Here is a 17,420-nt window from a genome sequence, read left to right on the forward strand (position 1 = left end):
CGACGCTAGAAGCAGAGGGTTCATAAGATCAAAGACCGATTGTCGATGCGTTGATAAGCTGAATGCATGAACTTCGAGCTGCGCCATCTGGAGGGCTTCGTCGCCCTGGCCGGAGAGCTCCATTTCGCCCGCGCCGCCGAACGCCTCCACATCGCCCAACCGGCCCTGTCGCAGCAGATCCAGAAGCTCGAGTCGGTCCTCGGCGTGGAACTCCTGATCAGGGAGAAGCGCCGCACCCGCCTCACCCACGTCGGCGAACTGTTCCTCATCGAGGCCCGCCGCACCCTCGCCCAGGCCAGGGTCGCTCAGGCGGTGGCCGACCGCGCCAAGCGTGGTGAGCTGGGGCGTCTCAGGGTGGCGTACATGCCGACGACCTCGTCGGGCCCCTTCCTGGCCATGCTCGCCGACTTCCGGAACCGCCACACCGGCGTCGAGGTCGACCTGCTGGAACTCCCGCTGGGCGCCACGACCCAGCCGCCTGATGTGGACGTCGCCTTCATCTCCCGCATCGGCGACATCGTCTGCCCGGAGGGCGCGATCCTCTCCGTCGAACCGTTCATCGCGGCGCTGCCCGCCGACCACCCCTTGGCGGACAGCCCGGTGATCGAGATCGCCGACCTCGCCCACGATCCCTTCGTCGTCCTGGAGCTGGCCGACTGCGCGCAATGGGCGGAAACCGTCCATGGCATGTGCACCACGGCCGGCTTCCGGCCCAACGTCACCCATCGCGTCTGCCAGGTCTCCACCCAGCTCATGAGCGTCGCGGCCGGTCTGGGTGTGGCCCTGGTCCCGGCCTCGGCCGAAGGTCTGCGAAGGGAGGGCGTGGCCTTCGTCCCGCTGAAAGGCCCCACGGCCACGATCAGCGCGGCGGTCCTGTGGCGACGTTCCGACTCTTCGCCGGTGCTGACGAGATTCGTCCAGGATCTACGTGCGAAAGACCTTGCTGAGGTGCCAGTCGAAGTAGGTCTTGCTTGAGCCGGTCCAGGCCGTGACCTTGCGCCCGGTCAGGCGGAGGGCGTGTTCGTGCAGGTGGGGGTGGCGCACAAGATGTGGGCTGAGCTCGATCACACCGTCGTCGGCGACGCCGATGTAGCCGTGTTCGTAGAGGCTGTCGCAGCCCAGCGTGCAGGCCAGCATGGCGACGTTGTCGAGGTCGCGGCGCTCCTGCTCGGAACACTCGCTGCGCTGCTTGATGTGGGCGGCCACGAGGAAGCGCTCGGGCAACTCCGCGCCGCACAGTGCGCACCGCGACGCACTTCGGCCCAGTAACAGGCGGCGCAGCGCGTTCTGTTCGCCCCGCCGTAGGACGACGAGGTCGTAACCCAGTTTGCCGGTATAGGTCCGCCGGTGGTTCTCGACCGCTTGGGCCGCTCCACCGAGTCCGACCGCATCCAGCAGGGGCTGCTCGTCGGCGCCGTCGAAATGGGCGAGGAGTAGCCGGTCGACGACGCTGCTCACGGCCGGCTGCGATTCGGCGAAGAGCCGGTATCTCTCCTCGGTCAGGCCGCCCGTGATCTCCGGACGGGTCTGGTTGAGCCAGCGCAACCGGAGGTCGCCTGCGGGCCCCTTCTTCGGCGGAGACGCCGACAGCTCCCAGAACTCGTTCCCGTTCAGAGCGAGGAACGGGAGGTGGGCGTTGTCATGGGAGTCGCCGGGATGGCCGAAATCGCGCATCAGCGACCCGATGGCCCCACGCGCTTCCGACCACGGAACCTGTCGTTCGCGGCCCTGCACGGCCCTGCCGATCGCCCACAGCAGGGTGAGCGGCTGGTGGCGCTTGGTCGACTGGATGTTCAGCCGGTCGAGGGACGCGAGCATCGTGTCGATGGGGCTTTCGGCCGTTCCGGCGAGGACGGGTTCCAGCTTCTCGGCCGTGTATCCGGGCACGGTCACCCGCAGTCGCAGGCGCTTGGTCGTGTTGCCGTCCTTCTTCGCGCCCGGCCGCTGGCCGATCCGGCCCTGCGGTCTGGTCAGGAGGAGGCGGATCTCCTTGTCGTCGGCAGCCGCTGTGGCCAGCGCCAGCGGTGCGTGGATCACTCTCCGGTCGGCCTCGTCCAGGTTCCGGGTGCGGGTGGAGTCGACGAGGGCGTCCTCGATCACCGCGCCGAGTTCACGAAGCCGCGAGACGAGCAGCGTGAGGGCTTCCCGGTAATCGGGATTGCGGGCCGGAATGCCCTCCTTTTCGCCGGTGGCGCTCTCCAGGATGATCGCCAGGAATGCGCCGTCCTGCTCCACGGAGAAGGTGGCGTCCAGTTCGGTTCCGTCGATCTTCTTCGGCCGCATGGGACCAGATCTTCCCCGAAAGGGCCGGGCGGCGATACGCCCCCCGGCCCCCCAAGATCAGCGACGCGGTCTGGGCTGGACGTACGGCGCCCCCGCCATCACCAGGTCACTCTTGATCGAGTTGTAGGCCCGCTTCGGCTGGTAGTTCTCGTCGTACAGCGTCGCCAGTCCCTCCGGCGGGTTGGTGAACCACGTCGGCACCCACGAGTGCTTGTCCGTGAAACCCCACACCGTGTACGACAGACAGTTCCGGTTCAGCAGGCACGCCTGCAGCAGCACGCTGAAGTTCGAGGCCGAAGCCTGCAGCCGAGGATTGATCTCGTTGGAATCCCCCGCCTGAACCCCGGCGGTCATCTGGCTCCGCACGTCGACCTCGGTGAAGGCCGACACCATCCCCAGATCCGAGAAAGCGTCCAGCACCTCCTTCACCTGGAAGGCGTCGTAGTTCCCGTACTGCGTCCCCAGGTGCCCCTGCGACCCGAACCCGTCGATCGGCACCCCCTGCGACCGCAGCTTCTTGATCAGGTTGTAGATGAACCACACCTTGTCGCCGGGCCCCCGGTCCCCGAAGGCCTCCATGTTGTAGTCGTTGTAGAACAGCAGCGCCGAGGGGTCGGCCGCGCGGGCCCACCGGAAGGCGTCGGCGATGTAGTCGGGGCCGAGGTTCTGGGCCCAGAACCCCTTCAGGTGGATCTCGGAGGGGGTGTCCCACGGGTCGGAGGCGGCCTCGTTGACCACGTCCCACTGCCAGATCTTGCCCTTGTAGCGCTTCACGACCGTCGTGATGTGCTTGCGGAGGAGTTCGCGCAGCTGGGGCTTGGTGATCGAGCCGTCGGCGACGCCTTCGGTCAGCCATGTCGGCAGTTGGTTGTGCCACACGAGCACGTGCCCGCGGACCTTCTGGTTGTTCTTCTTGGCGAAGTCGATCAACGCGTCGGCGGGGGCCCAGTTGTAGGTGCCCCGGGTGGGCTCCAGGCTCTCCCACTTCATGACGTTCTCGGCCGTCACGCTGTTGAACTCGCGGGTCGCGATGGTCTTGTACTGGGGCTCGGCGAGGGCGTCGTTGCTGATCGCGGTGCCGATCGCCAGGTTGTGCCGGGCCGCCAGGGCTTTCAGGCTCTGGTCCTGTACGACCGGAGGCCGTCCGCTGGCCGTCGCCGGTCCGGCGCCGAGGGCGACCACGAGTAAGAGCGCCGTGGCCATCAAACGTCTCATCGAACTCTCTCCTTTGGGGGGTCAGGCTCCAAAATGTTTCGGAGATGTTCCGAAATCGAATGCTAGCCAGATCGAGCAAAGTGAGAAAGGCCCAGTTTGCAGGACCGAAAAGTTTCGTTGGTCTTGACAAGCCGGAGGTTTGTTAAACTGGTCGGCAGGTCGAGAGGCGCTGCAACGGGCCAAGTGAACGCCCGCCACGCTCGGCTGGAACCACCCCGACAAGGTCGCCTCTTCCATCGTTCGGAGGAGGCTCAGTGGATCTTCGTCAGCTGCTCGCCGACCGGATCGCGGTGCTCGACGGTGCCTTCGGCACCATGCTGCAGGGCGTCGGTCTCACCCCCGCCGACTACGGCGACGAGCGCTATGCGGGCGATCCCGACATGCTCAACCTGACGCGGCCCGATGTGATCCTCGACATCCACCGGCAGTACCTCGCCGCCGGGGCCGACATCACGACGACCAACACCTTCACCGCGACGAGCATCGGGCAGGCTGACTACGGCGCCGAACACCTCGTGCGGGAGCAGAACCTCCAGGCCGCGCGGCTGGCCCGGCAGGCGGCCGACGAGTTCGGCGGGCGGTTCGTCGCGGGCTCGGTCGGGCCGCTCAACGTCACGCTCTCGCTGTCGCCCAAGGTCGAAGACCCGTCCTTCCGCGCTCGCACGTTCGACCAGGTCAAGGCGGCCTACGTCGAGCAGATCTCGGCGCTCGCCGAGGGCGGGGTCGACCTGCTGATGATCGAGACGATCTTCGACACGCTCAACGCCAAGGCGGCCATCGCGGCCGCCCGTGAGGTCGCGCCCGAACTGCCCCTGTGGATCTCGGTCACCATCGTCGACCTGAGCGGGCGCACGCTCTCCGGGCAGACCGTCGAGGCGTTCTGGCGCTCGATCGAGGTCGCCAACCCCCTCGTCGTCGGGGTCAACTGCTCGCTGGGGGCGACCGAGATGCGGCCTCACGTGGCCGAGCTCTCGAAGATCGCGGGGGTGTACGTCGCCAGCCACCCCAACGCCGGCCTCCCCAACGCGTTCGGCGGCTACGACCAGACGCCCGAGGAGACCGGCGCGCTGCTCGGCGAGTTCGCCCGGCAGGGCATGGTCAACATCGCCGGCGGGTGCTGCGGGACCACCCCGGCCCACATCGCGAAGATCGCCGAGGCCGTGAAGGGTCTCAAGCCGCGTGAGGTGCCGGTTCCGGCGAAGGCCACCCGGTTCTCCGGTCTCGAGCCGTTCGCGATCGGGCCCGACACCGGCTTCGTGATGATCGGTGAGCGCACCAACGTCACCGGGTCGGCGAAGTTCCGGCGGCTCATCGAGGGCAACGACCACCAGGCGGCGGTCGACGTCGCGCTGGAGCAGGTGCGCGGCGGCGCCAACCTGCTCGACGTCAACATGGACGCCGACCTGCTCGACAGCGAGCAGGCCATGACGACCTTCCTCAACCTGATCGCGACCGAGCCCGAGGTGGCCCGGGTGCCGATCATGGTCGACAGCTCGAAGTGGACGGTCCTCGAAGCCGGGCTCAAGTGCGTCCAGGGCAAGGGCGTGGTCAACTCGATCAGCCTCAAGGAGGGCGAGGAGGTCTTCCTCGACCACGCCAGGCAGATCAAGAACTACGGCGCCGGCGTCGTCGTGATGGCCTTCGACGAACAAGGCCAGGCCGACACCACCGAGCGCAAGGTCGCCATCTGCGGCCGGGCGTACGACCTGCTCACCCAGCAGGCCGGGTTCGCGGCCGAAGACATCATCTTCGACCCCAACGTCCTGGCCGTCGCGACCGGGATCAGCGAGCACAACTCGTACGCGAAGAACTTCATCGACGCCCTCCCGCTGATCAAGCAGCGCTGCCCCGGGGTGCGCATCAGCGGCGGCATCTCGAACCTGTCGTTCTCCTTCCGGGGCAACGACGTCGTCCGCGAGGCCATGCACTCGGCGTTCCTGTTCCACGCCGTCACGGCCGGCCTCGACATGGGCATCGTGAACGCCGGGCAGCTCGCCGTCTACCAGGACATCCCCGCCGAGCTGCTGGAACTCGTCGAAGACGTGATCTTCGACCGGCGCGACGACGCGACCGACCGGCTGGTCTCCTACGCCGAGACGGTCAAGGGCAGCGGCACCGCCCGGGTCGTCGACCTCTCGTGGCGCGAGGCACCCGTCAAGGAGCGGCTGGCGCACGCGCTGGTCCACGGCATCGTCGACTTCATCGTCGAGGACACCGAAGAGGCACGCCTTGAAGCCCCAAGGCCGCTCGACGTCATCGAGGGCCCGCTGATGGACGGCATGAAGATCGTCGGCGACCTGTTCGGCAGCGGGAAGATGTTCCTGCCGCAGGTCGTGAAGAGCGCCCGGGTGATGAAGCGCTCGGTCGCCTACCTCGAACCGTTCATGGAGGACGAGAAGTCCGACACCGGCCAGGGCACGGTGGTGCTGGCGACGGTGAAGGGCGACGTCCACGACATCGGCAAGAACATCGTCGGCGTGGTGCTGGGCTGCAACAACTACAAGGTCATCGACCTGGGCGTGATGGTCCCGGCGGCCAAGATCCTCGACGTCGCCGAGGCCGAGGGCGCCGACGTGATCGGCCTGTCCGGCCTGATCACGCCGTCGCTCGACGAGATGGTGAGCGTCGCCTCCGAGATGACCCAGCGGGGCATGTCGACGCCGCTGCTGATCGGCGGGGCGACCACGTCCAAGCAGCACACCGCCGTGCGCATCGCGCCCGCCTACGACGCGCTGACCCTCCACGTGCTCGACGCGTCGCGGGTGGTCGGCGTGGTGTCCGACCTGCTCGACCCCGCGCGGGCCAAGGAACTGGCGATCACGTCCAAGACCGATCAAGATCGGCTGCGCGAGCAGCACGAGACGCGCATCCGCCAGCCGCTGCTCCCGCTGAAGAAGATCCGGGCCAACCGCACGGCCGTCTCCTACGACGCCCTGCCCGTGCCCGAGTTCACCGGGGTCCGGAAGGTCACCCCCTCGATCGCCGAGCTGCGCGAGTTCGTCGACTGGCAGTTCCTCGGCCTGGCCTGGGGTCTCAAGGGCAAATACCCGGCGATCCTGGAGCGGCCCGAGGCGCGCGAGCTCTACGACGACGCGTTCGCGATGCTCGACCAGATCATCGCCGACGGGTCGTTCCACGCCGAGGGCGTCTACGGCTTCTGGCCCGCCCACTCCGAGGGCGACGACATCGTGGTCGGCCCGGCCCGGTTCCCGATGCTGCGGCAGCAGACCCTCAAGCCCGAGGGCCGGCCCAACCGCTGCCTGGCCGACTGGGTGGCGCCCGAGGGCGACCACATGGGCGGGTTCGCGGTGGCCATCCAGGGCGCCGACGTGCTGGCCGCCCGCTACGAGGCCGACAACGACGACTACAAGTCGATCATGGTGAAGGCGCTGGCCGACCGGCTGGCCGAGGCGTTCGCCGAGTGGATCCACCTCAAGGCCCGCCGCGAGTGGTTCGAGCCCGGCGCCGAGCCCCTGCTGGAAGACCTGCACGCCGAGAAGTTCCGGGGCATCCGCCCGGCGCTCGGCTACCCGGCCACGCCCGACCACAGCGAGAAGCGCGACCTGTTCGACCTGCTCGGCGCCGAGGCGGCGGGCATCGGGCTGACCGAGTCGTTCGCGATGACCCCGGCGGCGGCGGTCAGCGGCCTGATCCTCCAGCACCCCGACGCGCGCTACTTCACCGTCGGCCGCCTCGACAAGGACCAGATCCACGACTACGCCGCCAGAAGGGGCATGCCGGTCGACGAGGTGGAGCGCTGGCTGCGCCCCAACCTCGCCTACGAGCCCTAACCTTCCGAGGGGAACGAGTGGTGCTCGTGGGTGATGCGCCACTCCCCGTCGACCTTCCGCAGGCCCATGGTCAGGCGGAGGCGTACCGGCGAGGTGTCGGCGGCGTCGGCGCAGCGGGCGAGGCCGTAGGCGAACGCGACGTCGGCCCCTTCGACGACGTCGAGTTCCTCGATCTCGAAGACGGCGCCCGACCGCTGCCACTCGAAGAAGCCCGGCCAGGTGGCCCGGTAGGCGTCGATGCCCCGGACCCCCTGGTAGGGCGGCGGCACGTCGAACATGACGACGTCGTCGGTGTGGTGGGCGGCGACCTGCTCCAGGTCACCCTCGTGGACCGCGCGGGCCCAGTTCTCGATCAGCTTGCGGATGTCATCCATACCTCTACAACCCGAGGAACCGCACGAATTCGTCGCTGACGAACGAGACGACCCCGGAAATCTTCGCGCCCCTGAAGACGAGGACGTCGACGCTGACCGGGAGCTCCCGCCCCTCGCTGATCATGTACGTCACCCACACCTTCGGCGTCGCCGTGGCCACGAACCGCCATCCGAACTGGAGCGGCCCCTCCACCAGGAACCGGCGGATCTCCGCGTGGCCGTGGTAGCGCTCGTCGAGCGGCGGCATCGTGTACCTGGCGTCCTCGGTCAGCATCGCGACGATCCCCTCCAGATCGCCGGCGTGCCAGGCGGCGGCGTACCGGGCGGCCGCCTCCCGCTGTCCCTCTACTCCGGCCGAGTCCTGCTCGGCGAGGGCGGCCCGTGCCCTCCTGACCGCGCTGTGCACGGCGGCCGGGGAGGTGCCGAGCATGTCGGCGGCCTCCCGCGCCGAATAGCCGAGGACGTCCCGCAGCAGCAGCGCGGCCCGCTGAGGCGGGGTCAGGCGGTGGATGGCGGCGACGAAGGCCAGCTCCACGCTCTCCTGGATGAGCACCTTGGTCTCGGCGCTCTCGACGACCATGGGCGGCCCGAGCTCGATCGGCTTCTTCCGCTGCCCGATGATCGTCAGGGCGCGGTTGGTGGCGATCTTGTAGAGCCAGGCCCGCAGCGAGCCCTCGAACCCGTCGAGGTTCCGCCAGGCCCTCTGCAGGGTCTCCTGTACGGCGTCCTCGGCGTCGTCCATCGACCCGAGCAGCCGGTAGCAGTGGGCCCGCAGCTCGTCGCGGTGGGCGGCGACCTCGTCGAAAGACGTCACCCCGCCGATTCTGCCGAACCGGCGGGGTGCGTCGTGGAGTGTGGGCGTCAGTCGCCCAGGTTGATCATGCCGATCACGTTGGGCTTGAGGATGTCGTCGAGCACGTCCTCCAGGTCGACCACGTCCTTCTCCGCCGGTGCGTCGATCCAGACCTTCTTGCCCCAACCGGTCAGGTGGGTGTCGGAGGCCAGCACGATCTTCGTCGCCTTGGCGTTCTTGGTGGCGGGCGAAGCCAGCACGTCATGCGTGGCGATGCGGCGGATCAGGCCGTCTCCGGTGCCGATCCAGAGCTTCCAGTTGATGGTCCAGGTGATCGTGACGTCGGCCAGCGTCAGATTGGTCCGCTGGCTCCCGGTGTAGAGCGTGGTCGCCACCCCGTCGACGACCCCGCCCGGCTTCTTCGATGTCGTCGACTTCAGCAGGGTGCGCAGTTCCCTGGGGGACAGCACGTTGATGGCCGCTGTGCCCATGCCCGACAGGTTGGCGCCCGGGGTCTTCAGGCGGACCCAGGTCTTGCCCGGAGGCAGGCCGACCCAGTCGAGCAGGCCGCCGCTCATGTAGGTGGCACCCTTGAGGGTGATCGTCTTGGACGCCGTGTCGGAGAACTCGCCGAAGAGTTCGGTGAACTCCTCCGACATCGGCTCGGTGCCGGAGCTGGTCGTGGTGACCTCGCTCGCCGTCACCCGGGACCGGCCGAACTGGAGGTCGCCGTAGGTCCGGGTCTTGAACCCCAGGCTCGGGTCGATCCTGCTGACCGAGTTGAAGTGGACCCCGCGCGCGCTCTGCAGCTGCGCCGTCAGGGCCTTCACCGGGTCTGCCGCCTTGGCCTGCGCCGCCCCCGTGGTCAGCGCCGTCACCATGGCGAACGCCGCGGCGGCCGCGATTAATCGCTTCATTTCTCGTCACCCCGTTTGTCGTGATTGCCGGTAACCCTGTCCTATTCGGACAGGGTTATCAAGCCGTCGCGACAAAGAGGTTCACTTACGTGCGCGCAGTGACAAGGCGCTGGTCAGGGGCGTAGATCCAGACCTGCTTGCCCCATTCCGTGAGGTATGTGTCACGGACGGTCCGGTCTTTTCCATCCTTTTTCGCCGTGTCACTCGTGACCCGTCGAATCAGGCCGTCACTGCCGATCCAGATCTTCCAGTCGGTCACGCGAACCTTGCTGCGCACCCGGCCCTCGTAGATCGTCGTCGACACGCCGTCGAGGACGGTGCCCGCGGACTTCTTCTTCGCCGACTTCACGAGAGCGCCGATCTCCGCCACCGACAGCGCGTGCACCACGGCGTCGCCGAGACCGGCGGCCGTCACGTCGTCGTTGAGCTTCCATCCGCCCTTGCCGTCGTCGTGGTAGACGTCGTCGCCGACCCAGATGGTCTCGCGGATCTTCTCGTGCCGCTCCTCCATCGTGGCGGACGGCCCGAGGGACGGCTCCACGATGGCGCGGTTGGCCTTGACCCGGGACCATCCGAACTGGAGGTCGCCGTAGATCTTGTAGGTGGCGTCGTCGGTTCTCTGCACCGTCTCGTAGTGCACCCCGTGGGCGCTTTCGAGCTTGGCCGCGAGTGCCTGGAGGGGGTCGGCGGGTGCGGCGGCGGCCGGAGTGGTGAGAACCGTGCCCACCATGGCCGCGCTCCCGGCGAATGCGATTAATCGCCTCATGGCGGACAAGCGTATTGGGACGAAGTCACCGCGTGGTGAACTTTGTGACTCCCTTCACAGAACCTTCACGAGTGACCCCCGTGTTCGGCCACCTCCACGTGGCCGCCGAGCTTCGGGATCAGCCCGTTGAGCTCCTTCTCGGGGCCGACCACGACCCAGCGGGTGCCGACGAGGTAGGTGCCGCCGTAGGCCTGCGCGCCCTTGAGCCAGTCGGTCTGGTTCTGGTCGCCCTTGAAGGTCAGCACGACCGAGCGGTACGACGGCGCGGTGCACATCGCCTGGCGCATGTCGGGCTGCTGGCCCTGGATCTCGGGCGTGCAGCCGATGACGCCGGTGATCTCCTCCAGCGTGTGGGTCGGGGCCTTGGCGTGGTGGCCGGTGGCCTGCGACTCATCGCCGCCGATCGCCCACCAGATCGCGGGGATCGCCGCCAGCGCGAGGATCGGTAGCGTCCAGCGTCTGGTCACGACTAGAGACATGACCGTCCTCCTTCATCTTCGGTGAGAGCCGGGCCGCCGCCACCGCGACGGCCGCGATTGCGGCGTAGACCAGCGCGCCGAGCCACTGGTCGCCGGTCGGCAGCCAGGTGATCTCCTTGAGCTGCGCGTACCAGCCCGTGCCCTGGTCGGGGCCGAGCAGCAGATAGAGGGCGACCAGCGCCTGGGTGCCGGCGGTCAACGTCCAGAGCCCGGAACAGATGGTCGTGTACGCCGCCAGCGCCAGCCCCAGCAGCACGATCAGCCGGACCGCGAGGACCGACTGCGACAGCTCGAACAGCGGCGTGGTGAACAGCGCGAGGTAGGGGATGGTCGCGGTGACGAGACCCACCCACGCGGGCGGGCGCCACGGCCGCCAGGCCATGGCCAGCATCGCCGGGACCAGCGCGCCCACGATCGCCCACTGGATGAGCTGCACCGAGACGATCGCGCGGGCGTAGGTGCCGAGCCCGCCGACGGTCGCGAACGCGAACAGGGCCAGGCCCGCCGCCCACATGACCGGGCGCTGCCGGTCCGACCAGCGGAAGTAGGCGCCGCAGGCGAGCGCGATGGCCAGGATCAGGATCGCGTCGGGCCGCCACTCGGTGAAGAACCGGCCGGGGGCCAGGATCGGAAGGTAGAAGCCGAGCACGCCGTGGGCGGGCGAGTCGCCGGGTGGCGGCGGGGTGCGCGACAGCGCGACGGCCAGGCCCATCGTGGCGCCCATCAGGACGATCTCGCCACCGGCCAGCTTCAGGAACGGGACCTTGGTGGTGGACAGGGCCGCGATGGTGCGGGTCCGGTGGCGCATACCGAACCACCCCAGCGCACCCACCGCGGCCAGCTTGAGGAGAACGAGAATCCCGTACTCCGACGTCCAGAGATGCTCCAGCTTCCCGAGCCGGACCCAGGCGTTGAGCAGCCCCGACAGGGCGACCGCGACGTAACACCAGAGCGCCAGCGCGCTGAACCGCTCGACGGCCTTCACCGGCGCCTCGCGCATGAACGCGACCAGCCCGAACAGCCCGCCGACCCACAGGGTGACCCCGGCGAGGTGGACGAGCAGGCTCGACACCGCGAAGTCGTGGTCGACGGCCGAGGCCGAGTGCCCCGCGTAGGCGGGCGGCAGCACCGCGAGCACGGCCACCACGAGCAGTACCCACGGCCGGTCCCGCAGGACGAAGCTGAGCAGGGTGATCGCGAGCGTCAGGACGTACACGACCAGGAAGGCCAGCCCCTGCGGGACGTACAGGATGAAGGTCGAGAGCATCCCCGACCGCAGCGCCTCCGGCACCGGCGCCCCGACGAAGTCGGAGAGCGTCAGCACGACGGTCGCCGCGGCGGTGCCCGCCCACGCCAGCGCCCAGCGGGGCACCGCGCGGACCAGGATGTTCCGGTCCTTCAGCAGCACGGCGGCGAGCAGCGACCCGACGGTGCCGATCGCGCAGAGGTCGTGGACGAGCCGCATGATCGGCAGCCCCCACGTGGTGAAGGCCCCCGGTGAGGGAAGCCCCCGGATGGCGATCAGGTCACGCGGACCGCTGAGCAGCTGGACGAGCACGAGAACACCCAGCCCCGCGGCCAGGGCCAGCGCGCACACGACTACGGGACGCCTCACGTCCGGAGATACGGCGCCCGGCGCGCTCGGGTTCGGCGGATGCGCCGAAGGGTCCGATTTCCTCTCCGCGTGTTCATTGAGCTGCGCTTTTCGGCCACGCACAGTGGAGGGATGGTGACCTCATATCGCGAAGTCGTCGACCGCATCTACACCTTGGCCCGGTTACATGCGCTGTCGGTCAGATGGCGCGAAACGACCTCGGCGAGTCGCCTACTCTTGCTCTACGACGGAACCGAGGTGGTCGTGGGGCGCTCGATGGTGCCGATACGCAACATCACCAGAGCGGCCCTTGACGACGTCGAACACGACCTGGAACACGTCTTCGGAAGGGGCTGGTTGCGGTGACCACCGCCGTCCACCGGCTGACCGTGAGGGTCAGCAGGGAACGCGCACTCGACCGTGACCTCGACGTCTGGTACGCCCGCCCGGTGGACGCCCCGATCCGCTCGGGTGTGTCGGCCGAGACGCTGACCGAGCTCCGCGACGCCGTCGACGGCGTCAAGCACTTCATCCTCGACGTGTCGTCTGACACCCCGGTCGAGGTCGACTACCACTACGACCTCCCGGGCGTCTCGCCCGAGGTCTGGCGGGCCCACCGCGAGCTGCTCGCCCACCTCGACAAGGCGGGCCTCTCGGCCGCCGACCGGGCGGCCCTACTCGCGGGCTGAGCGCCTGATCGCCGTGATCTGCGCCGGCGTCGTGCGGCAGCAGCCGCCGATGTGCGTCGCGCCCGTCCAGTCGGCGACGGGGAAGTCGTTGCCGACGCCCTCCCATGTGCGCGCCTGGGCGTTCCAGGTCTCACCCGAGTTGGGGTAGACCACCCTCGCGCCCTGCGTGATCAGGTTCGCGATGTAGGCCGGATTGGTGCAGTTGGCGCCGACCGGGATGTCGATCTGGGCGGCGGCCTCGGCATAGGGGGTGCCGTCGCTGATGGTGTGGGCGTCGCGGCAGGAGAAGCTGATCCAGCCGTCGGCGCCGGTCTCGTGGAACAGCCGCAGCAGCGCCCTGGCCTCGGGCAGCGAGGGGATGGTCTCGGCCACGAGCAGGTCGGCGCCCGCGCCGGCCAGCAGGTGGAAGCGGTCGCGGTGCCACGTGTAGAGGTCGTCTTCGGTCAGGCCGCCGTAGTCGCCGGTGTACTCCTGGCCGTCGGCCAGGTAGGCGCCGTAGGGGCCGACGCTGGCGGCGACCAGCCCGGCGCCGTGGTCGTCGCGGGCCTGCCGGGCCAGCTCGACCGACGACACGATCAACGCGGCGGCCTCGGCGGCCGAGGCGCCGTGGCGGGTGAGGCCCTCGATGGTCGCCTGGTAGCTGGCCGTCGTCGCGACGTCGGCCCCGGCGGCGAAGAAGTCGAGGTGGGCGCGGCGGATCACGCCGGGGTCGTCGGCCAGGAGCCGGGCCGACCACAGGTCGTCGCTCAGGTCGCAGCCCAGGGTCTCCAGGTGGGTCGCCAGACCGCCGTCGAGGATCATGCCAGCGCCTGCATGACCGGGGCGTAGGTGCGGGACTGGTCGGTGGTCATCGGCTTGCCGTATTCCATGAGCGTGGTGCTGAACGCCGGGGCGAGGCCGTGGTCGACGGCCCACTGTTCGGCGGCCGGGAGGAAGGCCTCGACCCTGATGGGGCCGGTCACGTCGGCGGCCAGGTCGGTGAGCAGGTCGCGGGCGTCGTCGTCGGACGCGGCCACGATGGGGCCGAGCACGGTCACGTGGCCGTTGTGCCAGGCGCCGCCGAAGCCGCCGCCGGTCACCCGGAAGCTCTCGGAGAATTCGGGCAGCCGGGCGAACAGTTCGGTGCGGGGCGCGCCGTAGACCTCTTCGTCGAGCTTGGTGACGGCCGCGAGGTCGGTGAGCCGTTCGGTGCGTCCGGTCGCGGTCACAGTGGTCGAACCGACATAGACGTCGCAGGTGCCGGTCGGGCGGAAGCCGAGGCGTTCGTAGAGGGGGCGGCCCATGGCGGTGGCGGTCAGGGCGGCGGTGTCGGTTCCGGCGACGTCGAGGACGTGGCGCATCAGGCGGGTGCCGAGGCCCTGGCGCTCGTGGCGGGCGGCCACCAGCATCATGCTGATCGCGGTCACCCGGGTGCCGAAGCGGACCATGGTCACCGTGGCGGCCAGGCCGTCTCCGTCGGGGGCGTCGATGCCGTAGACCTCGCCGAGGTCGAACAGCAGTCGGCACTTCTCCCGTTCGGGCGACCATGAGCGGTCGGCCGCGAGGGCGAGGCAGTCGTCGAGACGGTCGAGGTCGAGTCGCTGGATCGAAAGGGTCATTCATCAATCAATCGGTCGAAGTGGACGCGGTCCGCACCCGGGCCATCGTAATCGGCGATCGGCGCGCTCACGTGGAAGCCCATCGCCTTGTGGAAGGCGATCGAGCGGGTGTTGCGCGGTGAGGTGATCGCGGCCACGCGGGTGCGGCCGACCGAGTAGACCAGCGAGAAGAACCGCCGGTAGAGCTCCCGGCCGACGCCGCTGCGCCGGAACGTGGGGGCGACGCCCACGTAGTGGATGTACGCCAGGTCGCGGTCCCCCTGTGAGAGGAAGCCGACGAGGAAGGCCACGAGGTGGCCGTGGGCGTACACGACGAAGCTGGTGTTGTGGAAGTGGTCGAGGAACAGACGCGTCAGCCCGCCCTGGACCGGCCAGCCCCACCACTCGTCGACGACCGCCTTGATCGCGTCGTAGTCGGCGGGCTTCGCCTGGCGAACCTCTATCTCGGTCACGACCGAAGCCTATTCTGGTCGCCATGCGACAGATCAGGGCCAACGACCTTGGTATAGCGGCGATCAGCTTCGTCGAAGGAGTCCGCGACGGCCGCCCCTGGGCCGACTACCTCCAGGTGATCGGCCCCGGCGCCGTGGAGGTCATCCTGACGCAGCTCAAGGGCTGGGCGGTCTCCACCGACGTCGGCCTGGGCCGGGAGCTCGTGGCGCGCGGCGCGCGGCGGCTCCGGCACGCCCACTCGATGTACGCCGACCTCACCGACCTCCCCTCGGCCCCCAGCGCCCCGCCCGAGGGGGTGCGGTTCACCCCGGTCGATCGCTCGCCCGCCGACATCTACCCGGCCATGGCCCTGGCCTACCCGCCCGGCCACCCCGACCATCCCGTCGACGCGCCCCGCGACCGCGAGGAGGTCATGGCGACCGACCTGATCCCGCTCCTGGAGGGCACCCTGGTCGGGCCGCTGATGCCGTGCAGCGCACTGGCCGTGAACGACCAGAGCGCGGTGATCGCGGGGGTCTTCGTGAACGACTTCAAGGGCACCCCGTGGGTGACGGAGGTGTTCCGTAATCCGGAGATGTCGGTCCCGGGCACCGGCGGGCGGCTGCTGCGGCACGTCCAGCTCCGCGCCGCCGCCGACGGCGTCACCCGATTGGGATTGGCCGTCACCGACGGGAACCCCGCGCAGCGGGTCTATACGCGGCTCGGGTTCACGGTCACCAGCACCGCGTTCACCGTGGTGATCGGAGAAACTCCGTGAGCGCCTTCTCGTAGTCGGCGGGGTCGACGTTCCACGACCCGGTGTGGCCGCCGCCCTTGGTCTCCACGAGCGTGGTGATGTCGGGCCTCTTTGCGGCGAACGCCCGCGCCCGGTCGACCGGCACGGTGTCGTCGTCGTGGTCGACGAAGACCAGGATCGGCAGGTCGAACTCGGCGGCGTGCGCGACGTGGTCGAGGTCGTCGAAGCTCAGCCCGGTGCGGGCCGAGACCACCCACTGGCCGACCGTGGTGAGCAGGCCGGGGACCCCCATCTGCCGCGCGCCCTGCGCGATCGGCGACCGCCAGTCGAGCACCGGGCTGTCGAGGATCAGCGCCGTGATCCCCGCGCCGGGCAGCCGCCTGGCCGCGACCGCCGCGATGCCGCCGCCCATCGACCAGCCGTAGAGGACGAACTTCTTGGCCCCCTGGGTGCGCGCGTAGTCCATCGCCGCCCGGACGTCCTCCCACTCGGTGTCCCCGAGGTGGAACCGGCCGTCGGGGCTCGCGGGCGCGCCTTCGTCGTTCCGGTACGAGATCGCCAGCACCGGATGACCGAGTTCGTGCAGCGTGGGGATGACGCGCAGCGCCTCGCCCCGCCCGCCGTTGCGGCCGTGGATCGCGATCACCCACGTGTCGGAGGTGCCCTCGGTCCGCCAGGCCGGGAAGGTGCCGAGCGGCGACTTCACCCCGACGTCCTGGTACGGCACCCCGACCGACTTCGGCGTGCCGTCGCCCCACACCCACCGGTCGAGATAGGCGCGCACACCCGGCTTGAGGTCGCCGCTGACGACCTTCTCCAGCGTGCGGGTGACCGTGCCGGCGCCCTCGGAGATCGTCTCGCCGAGCCGGGCGTTGCCGTCGGCCCACGTGAGGCCGTAGATGCCGAGCGCGTCGGTGTCGACGCCGCCCTTGAGCGTGACCCGGCCGTCGCCGACGGCGACGACCTCGATCGGATAGGTCGAGGTGTGGACGGGGTCGATCACGAGCCCCGAGTAGTAATAGCCGGCGGCCCCCAGGGCGAGCGCCACGACGACGACCGTCCCGGTCGCGCCCAGCACCACGCGGCGCCGCCAGTTTGTCCGCATGGGTGCAATTTATACGTGGGCCTAGCATCGCTGACATGGAAAAGGACGAGACCAGAGCCTTCTTCGCGGTCCGCGCCGCCACCTGGGACGACAAGTTCCCCGACGACGGCCCGGCGTTCGCCGCGGCCATCGCGCGCCTGGAACTGACGCCCGGCTCGATCGCCCTGGACGCCGGCTGCGGCACCGGCCGCGCCATGCCGCTGCTGCGCGCCTTCACCGACCGTGTCGTGGGCGTCGACCTGACCCCGGAGATGGCCGCCGTCGCCCGCGAACGCGGCCCGGTGGTGATCGCCGACGCGGTCGAACTGCCCCTCGCCGACGCGGCCGTCGACGGCATCCTGGCCGCCGGGCTGACGGGTCACGTCGTCGACGTGCGCCTGATGCTGCGCGAGTTCGCCCGCGTCGCCCGCCCGGGAGCCCGCCTCGCCCTCTTCCACCCCGTCGGCCGCGCGGTGCTGGCCGCCAGGCACGGCCGCGAACTGTCGCCCGACGACGTCCGCGCGGAGGCCAACCTGATGCCGCTGCTTCAGGCCACCGGCTGGGAGCCCGTCCATTTCCACGACGGTGACGACCACTACCTGGCCCTTGCACGGCTTGCCGCAGTTGCGAGGCTGTTCGCCGATTAGT

Annotated in this window: 18 protein-coding genes; 6 read left to right on the forward strand and 12 right to left on the reverse strand. The window is 69.4% G+C overall.

The genetic code is table 11. The features are described from left to right. Nucleotides 1–66: 66 nt before the first annotated feature. Nucleotides 67–975: a LysR substrate-binding domain-containing protein gene (locus tag ACYQ78_RS16520; RefSeq protein WP_459801703.1), complete on the forward strand. Its 909-nt coding sequence runs from the start codon at nucleotides 67–69 to the stop codon at nucleotides 973–975. On the opposite strand, the gene ACYQ78_RS16525 is transcribed toward ACYQ78_RS16520, so the two are convergent. Together ACYQ78_RS16525 and ACYQ78_RS16530 are read right to left on the reverse strand one after the other, a co-directional pair. Beyond that, the gene (locus tag ACYQ78_RS16525; protein WP_459801704.1) at nucleotides 925–2,283 is read right to left on the reverse strand and encodes a hypothetical protein; all 1,359 of its coding nucleotides are present in this window, start codon (nucleotides 2,281–2,283) and stop codon (nucleotides 925–927) included. The two genes, ACYQ78_RS16520 and ACYQ78_RS16525, sit on opposite strands and share 51 nt — an antisense overlap. 57 nt (nucleotides 2,284–2,340) lie before the next feature. Then, on the reverse strand, nucleotides 2,341–3,498 hold the full coding sequence (locus ACYQ78_RS16530; RefSeq protein WP_459801705.1) for an endo-1,4-beta-xylanase: 1,158 nt from the start codon (nucleotides 3,496–3,498) through the stop codon (nucleotides 2,341–2,343). Between the two features lie 254 nt (nucleotides 3,499–3,752). Here ACYQ78_RS16530 and metH point away from each other — a divergent pair, with 254 nt between their 5' ends. After that, on the forward strand, nucleotides 3,753–7,289 hold the full coding sequence (metH, locus tag ACYQ78_RS16535; RefSeq protein ID WP_459801706.1) for a methionine synthase: 3,537 nt from the start codon (nucleotides 3,753–3,755) through the stop codon (nucleotides 7,287–7,289). Here the strand turns inward: metH and ACYQ78_RS16540 are convergent. The 6 genes from ACYQ78_RS16540 to ACYQ78_RS16565 all read right to left on the reverse strand — a co-directional run bounded on the left by ACYQ78_RS16540 (nucleotide 7,286) and on the right by ACYQ78_RS16565 (nucleotide 12,233). After that, entirely contained in the window at nucleotides 7,286–7,663 is a 378-nt protein-coding gene (locus ACYQ78_RS16540; protein ID WP_459801707.1) for a YybH family protein, read from the reverse strand. The two genes, metH and ACYQ78_RS16540, sit on opposite strands and share 4 nt — an antisense overlap. 4 nt (nucleotides 7,664–7,667) lie before the next feature. After that, nucleotides 7,668–8,477 (reverse strand): sigma-70 family RNA polymerase sigma factor, encoded by an 810-nt coding sequence (locus ACYQ78_RS16545; protein WP_459801708.1) that lies wholly within the window; start codon nucleotides 8,475–8,477, stop codon nucleotides 7,668–7,670. A gap of 47 nt (nucleotides 8,478–8,524) precedes the next feature. Next, a complete protein-coding gene (locus ACYQ78_RS16550; RefSeq protein WP_459801709.1) occupies nucleotides 8,525–9,373 on the reverse strand; it encodes a hypothetical protein in 849 nt (282 codons plus the stop codon). A gap of 85 nt (nucleotides 9,374–9,458) precedes the next feature. Continuing rightward, complete coding sequence (locus ACYQ78_RS16555) at nucleotides 9,459–10,139, reverse strand: hypothetical protein (protein ID WP_459801710.1); 681 nt, start codon at nucleotides 10,137–10,139, stop codon at nucleotides 9,459–9,461. A gap of 65 nt (nucleotides 10,140–10,204) precedes the next feature. Next, nucleotides 10,205–10,618, reverse strand: a complete 414-nt coding sequence (locus ACYQ78_RS16560) for a hypothetical protein (protein WP_459801711.1) — start codon at nucleotides 10,616–10,618, stop codon at nucleotides 10,205–10,207. Next, a complete protein-coding gene (locus ACYQ78_RS16565; RefSeq protein WP_459801712.1) occupies nucleotides 10,530–12,233 on the reverse strand; it encodes a copper resistance D family protein in 1,704 nt (567 codons plus the stop codon). The genes ACYQ78_RS16560 and ACYQ78_RS16565 overlap by 89 nt, the downstream gene beginning before the upstream one ends. 69 nt (nucleotides 12,234–12,302) lie before the next feature. Between ACYQ78_RS16565 and ACYQ78_RS16570 the strand changes: the two genes are divergently transcribed. Next, on the forward strand, nucleotides 12,303–12,578 hold the full coding sequence (locus ACYQ78_RS16570) for a hypothetical protein (RefSeq protein ID WP_459801713.1): 276 nt from the start codon (nucleotides 12,303–12,305) through the stop codon (nucleotides 12,576–12,578). Further along, complete coding sequence (locus tag ACYQ78_RS16575) at nucleotides 12,575–12,901, forward strand: hypothetical protein (protein ID WP_459801714.1); 327 nt, start codon at nucleotides 12,575–12,577, stop codon at nucleotides 12,899–12,901. Before ACYQ78_RS16570 ends, ACYQ78_RS16575 begins: the two co-directional genes overlap by 4 nt. On the opposite strand, the gene mmuM is transcribed toward ACYQ78_RS16575, so the two are convergent. Genes mmuM through ACYQ78_RS16590 form a run of 3 tightly spaced genes read right to left on the reverse strand, consistent with a single transcriptional unit; the run spans nucleotide 12,887 to nucleotide 14,951 of the window. Beyond that, nucleotides 12,887–13,702 carry a homocysteine S-methyltransferase gene (mmuM, locus tag ACYQ78_RS16580; RefSeq protein ID WP_459801715.1) on the reverse strand — a complete coding sequence of 272 codons (816 nt, stop codon included), beginning with the start codon at nucleotides 13,700–13,702 and terminating at the stop codon, nucleotides 12,887–12,889. The two genes, ACYQ78_RS16575 and mmuM, sit on opposite strands and share 15 nt — an antisense overlap. After that, a complete protein-coding gene (locus ACYQ78_RS16585; RefSeq protein ID WP_459801716.1) occupies nucleotides 13,699–14,499 on the reverse strand; it encodes a GNAT family N-acetyltransferase in 801 nt (266 codons plus the stop codon). The genes mmuM and ACYQ78_RS16585 overlap by 4 nt, the downstream gene beginning before the upstream one ends. After that, a complete protein-coding gene (locus ACYQ78_RS16590) occupies nucleotides 14,496–14,951 on the reverse strand; it encodes a GNAT family N-acetyltransferase (protein ID WP_459801717.1) in 456 nt (151 codons plus the stop codon). Before ACYQ78_RS16590 ends, ACYQ78_RS16585 begins: the two co-directional genes overlap by 4 nt. Nucleotides 14,952–14,974: 23 nt before the next feature. Between ACYQ78_RS16590 and ACYQ78_RS16595 the strand changes: the two genes are divergently transcribed. Next, the gene (locus ACYQ78_RS16595; protein WP_459801718.1) at nucleotides 14,975–15,709 is read left to right on the forward strand and encodes a GNAT family N-acetyltransferase; all 735 of its coding nucleotides are present in this window, start codon (nucleotides 14,975–14,977) and stop codon (nucleotides 15,707–15,709) included. Here ACYQ78_RS16595 and ACYQ78_RS16600 read toward each other — a convergent pair. Next, nucleotides 15,681–16,793, reverse strand: a complete 1,113-nt coding sequence (locus ACYQ78_RS16600; RefSeq protein WP_459801719.1) for an alpha/beta hydrolase — start codon at nucleotides 16,791–16,793, stop codon at nucleotides 15,681–15,683. The two genes, ACYQ78_RS16595 and ACYQ78_RS16600, sit on opposite strands and share 29 nt — an antisense overlap. A 35-nt stretch (nucleotides 16,794–16,828) precedes the next feature. Between ACYQ78_RS16600 and ACYQ78_RS16605 the strand changes: the two genes are divergently transcribed. Next, nucleotides 16,829–17,419 (forward strand): class I SAM-dependent methyltransferase, encoded by a 591-nt coding sequence (locus tag ACYQ78_RS16605; protein WP_459801720.1) that lies wholly within the window; start codon nucleotides 16,829–16,831, stop codon nucleotides 17,417–17,419. Nucleotide 17,420 lies beyond the last annotated feature (1 nt).

The sequence above is a fragment of the Herbidospora sp. RD11066 genome, from assembly GCF_054661255.1.